Raw genomic sequence first — 13,677 nt, forward strand, 5'->3', positions numbered from 1 at the left:
ATCTACTCAATCGACTTGAAAACATTAATACCCTTGAGCAGATCAATGGCTCGGGCCAGTTGATAATCCCGAATGTTTAGCGACGTATCTTCATCATCATCTGTTGCACTTGTCTTGGTGGCATCACCATTTTCAAGTGCTCCCCTGAGGTCTTCCTCGCGCAGGATGCCATCTTTGATATCTTCAACAACGGCGAGTTCTACCATGATATCCGGCTCAATGCCAGTTGCCTGGATGGATACGCCTGAAGGAGTGTAGTAGCGGGCGGTTGTCAGCCGCATGGCGCCATGACCGGGCATCGGAATCACGCTCTGCACCGATCCCTTGCCAAATGATCGTGTTCCCATGATCAGGGCACGGCCATGATCTTTGAGCGCCCCTGCAACAATTTCAGATGCGGAAGCCGAGCCGGAATTGATCAGCACGACCAGCGGTGCGCCATCGGTTTCGTCCCCATCTCTTGCGTAATACCGCGATGTTTCGCTTTCCTTTCGTCCCCGGGTGGAGACAATCTCACCCTTTTCAAGGAAGGTGTCGGTAACGCTCACGGCTTCGTTGAGCAGGCCGCCCGGATTGTTCCTAAGATCAAGGATAAACCCGTCCAGTCTGTCGCCGTGTTCTGCCTTGAGGGCAAGGATCGCTTTTTTAAGCCCGGGTGTTGTCTGCTCGCTGAAGGTGGTGATGCGGATATAGCCTACCTCATCATAGGATTCATAGCGCACGGATCTCATTTTAATGACATCACGTGTCAGCGTCACCTCAAAGGGAGCGATATTGCCTCGTTTGACGGTGATCTCAATGTCGCTGCCAACCGGCCCGCGCATAAGTTCAACCGCTTCGTTCAGCGTCAGCCCCAGCACATCGGTATCAGCGATGCGCACGATAAGGTCACCGGCCTTGATACCAGCGCGTGCGGCCGGCGTTTCGTCAATAGGAGAGACAACCTTCACATAACCGTCTTCCATGGTGATTTCGATGCCAAGGCCGCCAAATTCCCCCCGGGTGCGGACCTGCATCTTGGCGAAATCATCTTCACCAAGAAAACCCGAATGCGGGTCAAGGGCACTCAACATGCCATTGATCGCATGGTCGATCAGCTCCTTGTCATCAACTTCCTCGACATATTCTTCGCGCACCCGCTGAAAAACATCACCGAAAAGGGAAAGCTGGCGATAGGTTTCCTCATTGGTGGATGACTGGCTGACCGAAGAGGTCGGCGCCGCCAGCGTAAACACCATCCCTGCCAGCATTACAGCCCCGAAGATGGTCAGCGCCCTCAGAGAATATTTTTGCAGGCGCGCAAGATGTTTTGGCTGGGGGTTGATCATGAGCTCACCACTCCGGGGGTTGGAAAGGAATATATCTTCATAAGATATGTTGCCCCGAATATATAACAAGATCAAGCCGTCGTCAGAGCCCATTTCAAGGCCTGAAAAGTTCGGGCTAATGGCGTCAGGTTAAAAGAGTCGAGCCCGTCATCTCTTGCGGGATATCAAGCCCAAGAAGATCAAGCAAGGTCGGGGCAATATCACTCAGCCCGCCATCACGGAGACCGGCAGTGCCGCCACCGATCAGATATACGGGAACAGGATTGTAGCTGTGGGCCGTGTGGGGTGATTGTGCATCGTCATCCCACATGATCTCGCAATTTCCATGATCGGCGGTAAGCAGCATCACCCCGCCTGCTGTATCAAGAGCGGCGATTGTATCCGCCACGGCCTGATCCACCGTTTCCACTGCCTTGATGGCGGCATTGAGATCGCCGGTATGCCCCACCATATCCGGGTTGGCAAAATTGACAATGATCAGGTCATGCTGCCCTTTCCGGATTGCGTCCACCAGGATATCGCGCACGCCGTTTGCGCTCATTTCCGGTTGCAGATCATAGGTGGCAACTTTCGGTGAAGGCACAAGTTCACGCCGCTCATTTTCCCGGCTCTCCTCCATGCCGCCATTGAAAAAGAAGGTCACATGCGGGTATTTTTCCGTTTCGGCAAGCCGTAATTGGCTGAGGCCAGCCCTGGCCACGACTTCCCCAAGAGTATTAGGGATATCCGGCGGGCCAAAGAGCGCATCCATGGCGGTATCAAGTTGATCGGAATATGGCACAAGGCCGATCGGCCGGATCAGCCGGGGACGTTCGTGAGGCCGGAAGTCTGGATCATCGAGAAGCCAGCCCGCCAGTATCTGGCGCACCCGGTCAGCCCGGAAATTTGCCATGACAAGACCGTCGCCATCGGCCATGCCTTCATATCCTTCAATGACCGCAGGCAAAAGAAATTCATCACCGAGACCGGCGCTATAGCCTGCCTCAACCACGTCGCAGGTTGTGGCAGCGTAGTGATCAGCCCTGGCATGTGTTATCGCTTCCCATGCCGCCGCGGTCCGCTCCCAGCGGCGATCACGATCCATGGCATAGTATCGCCCGGTTACCGTTGCCATATGCGCGCCATCGGGAAGGTTTTCGGCAAAGGCTGGCAGGGTTTCACCGGCCAGTTTCGGGAGGGTGTCGCGTCCATCGGTAAAGGCGTGAATCCAGACCTTGATCCCGCGTTCAACCAGCGCTTCGGCAAGTGCCATGAGATGGGAATCCCGGCTATGTACGCCGCCAGGCGATACCAACCCCATCAGATGGGCCGCGCCGCCGCTTTTCTTAAGGTCATCGGCAAACCGGTCAAGATGAGGCAATGTCCCGATCGTGCGATCAGCCACCGCGGCATCTATTCGGGCCAGATCCTGCAGAATGATCCGCCCGGCGCCAATGGTCATATGGCCGACTTCGGAATTGCCGACCTGTCCTTCGGGCAGGCCTACCGCCGGACCTGAAGCAAGAAGAAACGCCTTTGGTACTTCCCTCTCAAGGCGATCTATGGTTGGCGTTCGGGCCAGCCGGACAGCGTTATTCCGGCTGTCCTCCCGATGCCCCCATCCATCCATGATAAAGAGAATGACAGGTTTCTTTATTTTTCGGTCAGTCATGGCAGATCTATACGACAGCCCAAGGCTCAATGCCAGTCTGATTTCCCATCAGCCATGATGATACGGGTGATTGGCAAGAATCATTTCCGCCCGGTAAAGCTGTTCTGCCAGCATGGCGCGGAACAGCATATGCGGCCAGGTCTGGCGACCAAAAGCAAGGGTGAGATCTGCCCTGTCAAGAAGACTTGAATGATGACCATCAGCCCCGCCAATGGCAAACACCGCTTCGCGGCAGCCATTATCCCGGTGGCGGCGGATCAATGCGGCGAGATCTTCTGAGGCGATATCCTCTCCACCCGGATCCATGGCAAGGAGCAATGCTCCTTCCGGGCAGGCGGCCAGGATACGGGCCGATTCGTCCTGCTGGCGCTGAGGTCCCTGCTGTTTTGCGGTAAATTCAAGAAATCGGCCGGGATAGGGAAGTTTACGGAACCAGGTTTCCGCGAGGTTCTGTTCCGCAAGGCGGCGGCCCTGCCCGATCGCGGCAACAGTCAGTTTCATGAAATCTGTCCTGCCCTAGATTGTCGCGGACTGGATGGTGACGGTCTCCCCGCTGGCATGGTCCGACCACATTTTTTCCAGCTGATAGAATTCCCGGACTTCGGGGCGGAACAGGTGGACGATCACGTCTCCGGCATCAATCAGAATCCAGTCGCCGGTATTGCCGCCTTCTGATCCCATGGGCCTTTTGCCATTTTCCTTGAGGTTTCGTTCCAGATGATCAGCCATGGCCATGAGCTGCCGGGATGAACTGCCCGAAGCTATGACCATATAATCCGCGATGGTGGATTTGCCGGCAAGAGGAATGGTGGTGATGTCCTGCGCTTTGTCCTTGTCGAGCGATGTCAGCACAAGGTCGAGAAGAATGCTGCTTTCAGCGGTCTGTCCTGCGGAAATGGTACGCTCCTTCACGTTGGTCTTTCCGTATGCATATCAATTTTAGGCAGAGGCACGGAAAAAGACAATATTTCATTTACCGGAACTCATCTTGCCGGGGGCTCATGTTTCCGGGGACTCATTCACACGGTGCCTGATCGCGGTAGCGGATTGCCGGTTGAGGGGACCAGGGATGAAGCACCAGCGGCGTGCTTCTCCAAGCCTTGCCGCAATCCGGCGAGGGCTTGACCGGGTGCCGATTCGGGCAGCGCCAGGTCCGTTCAGCACCCCGCAGCGTGTGCCCGGCCGATTGATGACGGCAATCGGCATCAGTCTGGCGATCCGGTGCGATTGATGCCAGCGGTGAAAGGAGGCAAGATTGTCCGCACCCATGATCCAGACAAGACGGCACATGGGCATACGCCGTTTCAGCAGGCGAAGGGTATCCGCTGTCCGGGATGTGCCGAGGCGGAGTTCCAGATCCGAGACAACCATCTTTCGGCCATATCCGCACGCCGAGGCGGCGTTCACGGCGGAATTGAAGCGATCCCGGAATGACGACATGCCCGATCTGGCCTTGAAGGGGTTTTGCGGTGACACGAGCCACCAGACGGCATCCAGCCGGAGATGCCGGAGGGCAAGGTTTGTGATATGCGCATGCCCATCATGGGCCGGATTGAACGACCCGCCCAGGAGACCTATCCGCTGGCGGGCGGCATGCCGGAATACCCGTTGGGCGTGTTGAATCCTTGCAAGCATCGATCAGGGGCGTATCTGGCCGGACCCACGCACGACATATTTGAAACTTGTCAGCTCATTGGCGCCAACTGGCCCTCTTGCGTGCATTTTGCCGGTGGAAATGCCGATCTCTGCCCCCATGCCGAACTCACCACCATCGGCAAACTGGGTTGAGGCATTGACCATCACGATCGCCGAATCAATGCCTGCGATGAACACTTCGGCCGCCTGTTGATCCTCGGTGATGATCGCTTCGGTATGATCCGAACCGTAGCGACGGATATGCGCGATGGCGCCCTCGACGCCATCCACCACCGCAACGGAAAGAATACCGTCAAGATATTCCGTCGACCAGTCTTTGTCGCTGGCCGGGCTCGCTTCAGGGATCAGTTTCATCGCCGCGGCATCGGCGCGCAAACTGCACCCTGCCCCGATGAGTGCCGCCGCCACATCGGGCAGAATTTCTGCCGCAACTGACCGGTCCACCAGCAAGGTTTCAGCCGCCCCGCAGATACCGACACGGCGCATCTTGGCATTGACCGTGATTGCCCGGGCCTTTTCCGGATCAGCCGCGCGGTCAATATAGACATGGCAGATCCCCTCAAGATGGGCGAATACAGGAACACGCGCTTCCTGTTGCACGCGCTCAACCAGTGATTTCCCGCCGCGGGGGATGATGACATCGATCCCACCTGTCGCGGTCAGCATTGCTCCAACCAGGGCCCGGTCCGTATTCTCAAGCAGCTGAACCGCATCCGCGGGCAGGCCTGAGTCTTCAAGCCCGTTCCGGACAAGTTTTGCCAAGAGACTGGAGGTGTGAATGCTGTCGCTGCCCCCCCGCAGAATCACGGGATTGCCTGATTTTATGGAAAGGCCGGCTGCGTCCACCGTCACGTTCGGGCGTGCTTCATAAATGACGCCGATCACGCCAAGCGGCGTCGAGAGACGGGTGATGTCCAGCCCGTTCGGACGTTGCCAGCGATCAAGTTCACGCCCTAGAGGATCTGGCAGGGCCCGGATATCATCAAGGCCTTTCGCCATCTGCTCGACCCGCGCTGCATCCAGAGTCAACCGGTCAATGAACGAGGCTTTCAGGCCGCGCGCTGTTCCGGCCGCGATATCCTCTTTATTGGCGTTGAGGATGGCCCGGATATTCCCGCGAAGATGGCGGGCTGCCGCTTCGAGTGCCTGACACCGCTGATCATGGGTTGATTGCGCCAGCACCATGGCGCTGGCCCGGGCGTTGCCGGTATAGCCAGCCATGATCCTGGCGGCGTCGCTTACCATCATGTTCATGGCGTATCCCTCCCTCGGGTTGCGTGATAGGTCAGCACCAGATCATCGGCATGGATGACCTCATCCCGTCCACGATAGCCGAGGATTTCCGGAATTGCACGACTCTTGGACCCGGCAATCAGGGCGGCGTCTTTGGCGCTGTAATGGCTGAGGCCGCGGGCTATTTCGGCGCCGTTCTGATCGGCCAGTGCCACCAGATCCCCACGCTCAAAACTGCCCTCGACGCGGGCGATGCCAGCGGGCAGCAGGCTCTTGCCGCTTCTGATCGCCTTAACAGCGCCATCATCCAGGATGATCCGGCCTTTGGGGGTCAACCCGCCGGCAATCCAGGTCTTTCGTGCCTGCGGCGGGTTTGCGGCAGCCCGGAACCAGGTGCAGCGCCCGCCATCCTTGAGCTGGCTGATGGGGCTCGGCTCTGTTCCGCTGCAGATCACCATATGGCATCCGGCGGTGGTGGCAATGCGGGCGGCGGCAATCTTGGTTATCATCCCCCCCGAGGCGGCGCTGCTATGGGCCGGGCCCGCCATGGAGAGAATATCATCATCGATATGAATGACTTCCGGCAGGAATCGGGCCGATGGATCCTGTCTCGGGTCAGCGGAATAAAGCCCGTCGATATCAGAGAGAAGCACAAGCACGTCAGCGGTGATCATCTGGGCAACACGGGCGGCAAGACGATCATTGTCGCCATAGCGGATTTCCATGGTGGCAACGGTGTCGTTTTCATTGACCACCGGAATGATGCCCTGGGCCAGCAATGTCTGGATGGTTGCCCGGGCGTTGAGATGCCGACGGCGGGTTTCGGTGTCGTCCGGGGAAAGCAGGATCTGGGCCGTGCCAATCCCGAAAAGCGCAAAGGCGCTCTGCCATTCCTTGGCCAGCCGGATCTGCCCGATGGCGGCGGCGGCCTGCTTTTCTTCAAGTTTCAGCCTCCCCTGGCCACGGCCAAGCTGATGCCGACCAAGGGCAATCGCCCCGGAAGACACCACCACCGGGGTGCATCCATCAAGATGCAAGGCGGCAAGATCACGGGCCAGGCTTTCAAGCCAGTGGGTGCGGACCTCTCCTGTGTCATCATCGACAAGCAGGGCAGAACCAACCTTGACGATAACCGTGCGGGCGCCGCCGAGATAGGTTTGGGTCAGTTTGTGGAAATCCGTGCTCATGGCTGCCATGGCTCCGGCGTCATGCTGCTGCGCATATCCTCCTCGCGTGCCGCGGTGATGATCTGCCACAAGGACCGCAAGGCTTCCGTCATGCCTTCACCTGAAACGGCGGAAAGAGCGATCACGTCTTCAGCGCCGGCCTTCTTGAGCGATGTCATGACGTCGCTGATCTGGTCAGGGGTCATGGCATCGATCTTGCTGATCGCGGTAATCTCCCGCTTTTCCGCCAGATCCTTGTCATAGGCGCCGAGTTCTCCACGGATGATCTTCCAGTCACCGGCCGGATCAGCCGCGGTGCCATCCACCAGATGTAAAAGGACAGAACAGCGTTCGACATGGCCGAGAAACCGGTGCCCGAGGCCAATTCCGTCATGGGCCCCTTCCACCAGCCCCGGGATATCGGCGAGAACAAAACTCTGCTGATCCACGGCGACAACACCAAGGCCGGGATGCAGGGTGGTGAAAGGATAATCGGCAATCTTCGGGCGTGCGGCCGAACTGGCGGCAAGAAGAGTGGATTTACCGGCATTGGGCAGGCCGACCAGCCCGGCATCGGCAATCAGTTTCAACCTCAGCCAGATCCACATGCCAACCCCGGGAAACCCCTTGTCGGCACGCCGCGGGGCCTGATTCGTGGATGATTTGAACGCCGCGTTGCCGCGCCCGCCATCGCCGCCCCGGGCAAGGACGATTCGCTGGCCGACAGCGGTGAGATCGGCAAGGACAATATCGTTTTCCTCATTGAGGATCTGTGTTCCGACAGGCAGTTTCAGGATGATGTCTTCGCCGCTCAGCCCGGCGCGATTCCGGCCAGCCCCGCCCCGCCCGGAGGTTGCCTTGAAATGCTGCTGGTAGCGGTAGTCGATCAGCGTGTTGAGCCCGTTCACGCATTCCGCAATCACGCTGCCGCCACGGCCACCATCGCCGCCATCAGGTCCACCTCTCGGCACATGGGCTTCACGCCGGAAACTGATACAGCCCGGCCCGCCATTGCCGCTCTGGATATAGACTTTCGCCTGATCTAGGAATTTCATGGTCTATGATCTTTCATGAAAAAAGCGCAACCTTGCGGATGCGCTTCCTCTGGCCCGTCAGGGCCCGATTTCATGCTCCGGCATAATGCCAGAACCTGGGCCCTATTCCGCGGCCTCAGCTGCCGGGACCACATGGGCAAAACTGCGCCCGCCGGTGGTCTTGCTGAAGGCAACCTTGCCATCAGTCAGGGCAAAAAGCGTATGATCCTTGCCCATGCCGACATTCTGGCCGGGGTGGAATTTGGTGCCACGCTGCCGCACGATGATGTTGCCGGGGATTACGCTTTCCCCGCCGAATTTCTTCACACCCAGGCGGCGACCGGCGGAATCACGACCGTTACGAGAGCTACCACCTGCTTTTTTATGTGCCATATCGCGTCTCCTAAACCGTAAATATCAGTTCTATTTCTTGGCTGCAGCTTTTTTTGAAGCGGCGGCCTTGGTTGCCTTTTTCGCGCCGGCTTTCTTGGCGGCAGCCTTTTTCGGCGCAGCCTTCGCTTCGGCTTTCTTGGCAGCTTTCTTCGGGGCTGCTTCGGCAATTGGGTTCGTTTCGGGATTTTTTGTTTTTTCAGCCTTCGGCTTTGCTTCGGCCTTAGGTTTTGCCGGTGCCTTCAGCTTGCCGTCAGCGGCGATATCGTCAATTTTGATCAGCGTCAGATCCTGGCGATGGCCACGCACGCGGCGAAAATTCTTGCGGCGCTTGCGGCGGAAAACCATGATCTTGGGCCCGCGGGTCTGTTTCAGTACGGTGGCGCCGACGGCGGCACCTGCAACCGTTGGTGCGCCGACATTCACCTTGTCGCCATCCACCATCATCAGTACCTGATCAAGTACAACCGTGTCGCCAGCTTCACCGGCGATGTGATCGATGATGAGCGTATCATCCTTGGCAACGCGATATTGCTTGCCCCCTGTTTTCACCACAGCATACATGGCGGTCATCCTTCGTGTTAACGGCCCCGCAATCTTCTTGCGGCGCGTGCGGCCATGTCTATCTTCAACCCAGCCGGAAATCCATAAAAAACCGAGCGAAAGGCACGCCTTTCGCTGATTGAGTGGCAATATAGCCAGTCAAAGCCCCTTGTCAAGCATTCTCGACAGGCGAGAGGCGAATTCCTTCGCGCCGGAAAATCCCGCCTGTCCTAGAGGGCTGGAGATTTATGGTCATTGTGGGTTGCAAGCCGGACGCATCGCGGCTAGATAGAAGGATATTCCCATCCTGGGATGCGCAGAGGAGAGGTGGCAGAGTGGTTGAATGCGCCGGTCTCGAAAACCGGTATGGGTGCAAGCCCATCGGGGGTTCGAATCCCCCCCTCTCCGCCAGATTTCACGCCGCTCTTTTCCTTTTGGCGATTTCCCTTTATCACTTAAGGCCATCTGTTGCCGATACCTGAGGAGACCATCATGACTCTGCCCAGAACCCCATCTTTCCGCCTTGATGGCAAGACAGCTCTTGTCACGGGCGCCTCTTCCGGGATTGGCGAGGCCGGAGCGGTGGCGCTGGCCGAAGCCGGGGCAAAGGTCATCGCGGTTGCCCGCCGTGCCGACCGGCTCGATGACCTTGCTGCATCCTGTCAGGCGGAAGGCTGGGATGTCACCCCGCTGGCGCTGGATGTGACCGATCTTGATGCCGTGTCCCAAACGATCAAGGACTGCGGGCCGGTGGATATCCTCCTGAATTCCGCCGGCATGGCACGCCACGGCCCGGCGCTGGAAACCCGGGCGGAGGATTTCGATGCGGTGGTCGATCTCAACCTCAAATCGGCATTTTTTCAGGCACGGGCGGTGGCCGAGGGGCTGATTGCGGCGGGAAAACCGGGCTCGATCATTTCCATCTCATCCCAGATGGCCAAGGTGGGCGGCATTGAGCGATCCGTCTATTGCGCCACCAAGGCTGCGGTCGAGGGATTCACCCGGGCCATGGCTATTGAATGGGGCCCGCATCAGGTCCGGATCAATACGATCTGTCCGACTTTCGTGCTGACCGCGCTGACCCAATCCACCTTCGATAACCCTGAACGCCGTGCCTGGGTGGAAGGCAAGATCAAGCTTGGCCGCGTGGCCCGGGTCGAGGACATGATGGGGGCGGTGGTGTATCTCGCCTCCGATGCCTCGGCCATGGTGACCGGTACATCCATCCTTGTGGATGGTGGCTGGACAGCCGGGTGATCACCCTTACGGATTATCCGATCTGTACCCGGAGATGGTCAAGCCAGTTGCGGCGGCAGATCCGGTCGATCAGCTCATTCCCGAAACCTGCCTCCGCCATGGCCTGGACAAGACGCGGCAGGCCGGTGCAGTCGCCGATCTCTTCAGGGATCACGGCGCCGTCGAAATCCGAGCCCAGGGCAACCCCGCCTTCACCAAGAAGGCCGATGAGATGATCAAGATGCCGGATCAGGAGCGCAAGCGGTGTCGCCGGATCCTTCCGTCCATCTGCACGCAGAAACCCTGCCGCGAAATTGAGCCCGACAATCCCGCCGCTTTCGGCAATGGCGGCCAGCTGGCGATCCGTCAGGTTGCGGGGGCTCGGGCAGATCGCGTGGGAATTGGAATGGGTTGCGACGAGCGGCTTGTCGCTTATGGCCGCCACATCCCAGAAACCGGCTTCGTTCAGATGCGACAGATCCACCATGATCCGGCGGCGATTGCAGGCCCGGACAAGGTCTTTGCCTGTTGCGGTGAGCCCCGGGCCCTGATCAGGGCTACCGGGAAAGCTGAACGGCACCCCGACCCCGAAAATGTTCGGCCTTGACCAGAGCGGGCCGATGGACCTGAGACCGAGATCATAAAGATCATCCAGAAGGCCGAGATCAGCCGGGATGGCCTCGGCGCCTTCGAGATGGAGGATGGCTGCGATGGCGCCATCCTTCATGGCTTCATCCACGTCCTCGGCGTCAAGACAGCGGCGGATGACCCCATGATGCCGGTCGGTCAGATGGCGGAAGATCCGGGCCATCTCCATGGTGGCGGCCATGGCGCTTTCCTGGTCAATGGGGGATGTGGCCAGAATGGCTTCGCCGGCGGCATTGGTGGCGGGGACGAACATCGCGAAAAACCCGCCGGCAAGCCCCCCCTGCCTCGCGCGGGGAGCGTCGATATGGGTGGTGTCCATGCCATCGAGAAAGCCTTTGCCTGATGTGTCACCGGCAAGCCAGAGGCGGAGAAGAATATCGTTGTGGCCATCAAAAACAGGTTGCATGTCAGGCGGGCCTTTCCGGTTTTCCGGTCAGCGCATTGAGCGCGGGCGGGTAGGTTTTCCTGACCCGGAGCTCATCCATCCTGCCATCGAGGCGCAACAGATCACCACGCAAGGCCATCAGAAACGGATACCATTCCCTGGCAAGAGGGGTTTTCCACCGCCATAAAAGCTCATCAAGCGCCTCAAGCCATGTCGGGATAAGGCGCAGGTCCAACATGGTGCCGGGCAGGGGGGCGCGCGGGTCCGGCGGAAGATCAAAAAACGGGGCGACTTTGAGAAACGCCTCCGGAACGCCGTGATCTTGCAGGGCACGGGTCCATCCTGCCTGATCCGGCCCTCGCTCCATCAGCGCCAGCAGCAGCATGTCGGTATGGGGCAGGCCCGTCGGGTTGAGCAGTATCTGCCGGATTTCCCCGCGCCCCCGCCATGGGCCAAGCCAGAGCTGGCGCGGGCAGTAATCATGGGCGTAGAGATTATCCCACCAGATCACCCGTTCGGGGGCAGTGCCGAGCCGGCCAAGGCCGGTATGCTCCAGCCCCGGTTCAGGATCCACGATATAGGTGCCGCACCAGGTGATGAGATGCAAAGGGTCAAGGGTGGATATCATCTCTTCAAGGTAGCCTTCGGCCTTATCGAGAATTTCATCGGCATAGATTCGCGGTGTCAGGCTGACTGCCTCTCCCAGGCTTTCGGAGAGCGCATTGGCCAGCGCCGCATGAGCTTCACCTTCCTTGCGGAAATGCCCTGACCGGCCGGGAAAGCCTGCGTCGATATCATCCATCAGCAGCATGATGGAGGCGGCGCCGAGATCTTTGAGCATCCGGGCTTTCCGGCAAAGGACTATGAGGTCATCACCGCTGCCGGTGAATGATCCGAAATCGAAATCCAGCCCGGGCGCGATGCCGGCCATGAGATGAAGGCCGAGGGTTTCGGCCCCGGCGGCAAAACGGCTGAACTCTTCCTGCCAGGTTCTGTCCCATGGCTGCCGCCAGTTGCGGCGGTGGCAGGGATCTTCCTTCGGGGCGTAGAGATAGGTATTCATCCCGAGGCGGGCAAGGGTCTCCAGTATCTGCCCCCGCTCATCCCAGGTGAGCAGGCGTCCATAATACCCTTCGATATATCCCCGGTGAGGTGCCGAGGTTTTGTCTGGAATGCTGTTGATCATTTCTGCCCTTTTTCTCTTCCGCTTACCAGTTAACACGAATTGACCGGAGAATTGAAGCCAGCCGGTCGGTGCATGAGCTGATGATCTTCATGCGGGATTTTGTCCGCTCGCGGCTCTCCCGGGGTGGGGGGCAGGGGCAAGCCTGCCGCCGGTCATGGGCCGGGCCACGCCGGTTGTTCCGGGAAAACTGATGGGCAGGCCGCGTCGTGACCGCATCGCAAGAAAGGCCATCAGCTCCGCCTCGATGAGGCCTGAGGCAAGACCGTGATCTTCCATGGTGGTCACCTTCAACGGCAGCGCGTCCCGGATCATGCCGACAAGGGTCGGGTTGGCGGCGCCGCCGCCCGCCAGGATAACCGAGTTTGGCCGGGGTGTTGCCGCCAAGAGGCCCATCGCCAGGCTTGCCGCGGTGAGCGAGGTGAGGGTTGCCATGGCATCGGCAAGACGATGGCCGCTCAACGTATCTGGTTTCAGCATGGTGTCCAGCGCCTTGCGGTCGAGTGATTTCGGCGGGCTTGCGGCGAAAAACGGATGCGTGAGCGCAGTCCTGATCCATGCCTCATCCCGTATCCCGGACCGGGCGGTTGCGCCATCTTTGTCAAACTGCTGGCCCGTGCGCTGGCGCATCGCGGCATCCATCAACCCGTTGCCCGGGCCGGTATCAAAGCCGGTGAGCGCAACTCCATCCCAGAAGGTCACGTTGGTGATGCCGCCGATATTCACCACCGCCGCCGGCAGATCGAGCCCAAGTTCCTCGATGATGGCCCGATGATAGACCGGCGCCAGTGGCGCGCCCTGACCGCCCGAGGCCATATCCGCATGGCGGAAATCATAGACCACATCCATCCCGAGGGTTTCGGCAATCAGGCCTGCATCGCCGACCTGAAGGGTGATGCCGTCTTCGGGGGCGTGCCGGATCGTCTGGCCATGAAACCCGATCAGCCGGGGGGTGATGCCTGATGTTTCAATCAGGGCCCGGGCCGCGGCGGCGTGATCTTCGGCGACAAGACGGGCGAGGTCCTGATCCCCGGGATCGGGGGTCTCGAAGGCCGCAAAAATGGCGGCGCGGGTTTCTGGACGCATCGGGGTGGTGGCATGAAAACCCGTGCGCTCAATCTTCTCCCCGTCGGTGAAGACAAGACTGGCATCGATACCGTCGACACTGGTGCCCGCCATCAGGCCGAGAACCGGGATAAGAGAGGATCTGTGCATGGCTTCCGG

14 protein-coding genes and 1 tRNA gene are annotated in these 13,677 nt (G+C 59.3%); 2 read left to right on the plus strand and 13 right to left on the minus strand.

Annotation, left to right across the window (positions count from 1 at the left end):
* Positions 1-2 precede the first annotated feature (2 nt).
* The 10 genes from AB8880_12470 to rplU all read right to left on the minus strand — a co-directional run bounded on the left by AB8880_12470 (position 3) and on the right by rplU (position 9,022).
* Positions 3-1,238 carry a S41 family peptidase gene (locus AB8880_12470; GenBank protein ID XDZ67071.1) on the minus strand — a complete coding sequence of 412 codons (1,236 nt, stop codon included), beginning with the start codon at positions 1,236-1,238 and terminating at the stop codon, positions 3-5.
* Positions 1,239-1,452: 214 nt separating this feature from the next.
* On the minus strand, positions 1,453-2,979 hold the full coding sequence (gene gpmI / locus AB8880_12475; GenBank protein XDZ65717.1) for a 2,3-bisphosphoglycerate-independent phosphoglycerate mutase: 1,527 nt from the start codon (positions 2,977-2,979) through the stop codon (positions 1,453-1,455).
* A gap of 48 nt (positions 2,980-3,027) precedes the next feature.
* Positions 3,028-3,480 carry a 23S rRNA (pseudouridine(1915)-N(3))-methyltransferase RlmH gene (locus AB8880_12480; protein XDZ65718.1) on the minus strand — a complete coding sequence of 151 codons (453 nt, stop codon included), beginning with the start codon at positions 3,478-3,480 and terminating at the stop codon, positions 3,028-3,030.
* 15 nt (positions 3,481-3,495) lie between these two features.
* Entirely contained in the window at positions 3,496-3,891 is a 396-nt protein-coding gene (gene rsfS, locus AB8880_12485; GenBank protein XDZ65719.1) for a ribosome silencing factor, read from the minus strand.
* An 87-nt stretch (positions 3,892-3,978) separates the two neighbouring features.
* Positions 3,979-4,614: a nicotinate (nicotinamide) nucleotide adenylyltransferase gene (gene nadD, locus AB8880_12490; protein XDZ65720.1), complete on the minus strand. Its 636-nt coding sequence runs from the start codon at positions 4,612-4,614 to the stop codon at positions 3,979-3,981.
* A 3-nt stretch (positions 4,615-4,617) separates the two neighbouring features.
* On the minus strand, positions 4,618-5,889 hold the full coding sequence (locus AB8880_12495) for a glutamate-5-semialdehyde dehydrogenase (GenBank protein ID XDZ65721.1): 1,272 nt from the start codon (positions 5,887-5,889) through the stop codon (positions 4,618-4,620).
* Positions 5,886-7,055 carry a glutamate 5-kinase gene (gene proB / locus AB8880_12500; GenBank protein ID XDZ65722.1) on the minus strand — a complete coding sequence of 390 codons (1,170 nt, stop codon included), beginning with the start codon at positions 7,053-7,055 and terminating at the stop codon, positions 5,886-5,888. Before proB ends, AB8880_12495 begins: the two co-directional genes overlap by 4 nt.
* The gene (gene obgE / locus AB8880_12505) at positions 7,052-8,089 is read right to left on the minus strand and encodes a GTPase ObgE (GenBank protein ID XDZ65723.1); all 1,038 of its coding nucleotides are present in this window, start codon (positions 8,087-8,089) and stop codon (positions 7,052-7,054) included. Before obgE ends, proB begins: the two co-directional genes overlap by 4 nt.
* Positions 8,090-8,191: 102 nt before the next feature.
* Positions 8,192-8,461: a 50S ribosomal protein L27 gene (gene rpmA, locus AB8880_12510; protein XDZ65724.1), complete on the minus strand. Its 270-nt coding sequence runs from the start codon at positions 8,459-8,461 to the stop codon at positions 8,192-8,194.
* A 30-nt stretch (positions 8,462-8,491) separates the two neighbouring features.
* A complete protein-coding gene (gene rplU / locus AB8880_12515) occupies positions 8,492-9,022 on the minus strand; it encodes a 50S ribosomal protein L21 (protein ID XDZ65725.1) in 531 nt (176 codons plus the stop codon).
* A 300-nt stretch (positions 9,023-9,322) separates the two neighbouring features.
* Between rplU and AB8880_12520 the strand changes: the two genes are divergently transcribed.
* Together AB8880_12520 and AB8880_12525 are read left to right on the plus strand one after the other, a co-directional pair.
* Positions 9,323-9,412, plus strand: a tRNA-Ser gene (locus AB8880_12520).
* An 81-nt stretch (positions 9,413-9,493) separates the two neighbouring features.
* Complete coding sequence (locus AB8880_12525) at positions 9,494-10,258, plus strand: SDR family NAD(P)-dependent oxidoreductase (GenBank protein ID XDZ65726.1); 765 nt, start codon at positions 9,494-9,496, stop codon at positions 10,256-10,258.
* Between the two features lie 13 nt (positions 10,259-10,271).
* On the opposite strand, the gene AB8880_12530 is transcribed toward AB8880_12525, so the two are convergent.
* The 3 genes from AB8880_12530 to AB8880_12540 all read right to left on the minus strand — a co-directional run bounded on the left by AB8880_12530 (position 10,272) and on the right by AB8880_12540 (position 13,668).
* Positions 10,272-11,291 (minus strand): dipeptidase, encoded by a 1,020-nt coding sequence (locus AB8880_12530; GenBank protein XDZ65727.1) that lies wholly within the window; start codon positions 11,289-11,291, stop codon positions 10,272-10,274.
* A 1-nt stretch (position 11,292) separates the two neighbouring features.
* Positions 11,293-12,456, minus strand: a complete 1,164-nt coding sequence (locus AB8880_12535; protein ID XDZ65728.1) for a beta-N-acetylglucosaminidase domain-containing protein — start codon at positions 12,454-12,456, stop codon at positions 11,293-11,295.
* 87 nt (positions 12,457-12,543) lie between these two features.
* Positions 12,544-13,668 carry an anhydro-N-acetylmuramic acid kinase gene (locus AB8880_12540; GenBank protein ID XDZ65729.1) on the minus strand — a complete coding sequence of 375 codons (1,125 nt, stop codon included), beginning with the start codon at positions 13,666-13,668 and terminating at the stop codon, positions 12,544-12,546.
* Between the last annotated feature and the right edge of the window lie 9 nt (positions 13,669-13,677).

Source organism: Alphaproteobacteria bacterium LSUCC0684 (assembly GCA_041228335.1).
Lineage (GTDB): Bacteria > Pseudomonadota > Alphaproteobacteria > Puniceispirillales > UBA1172.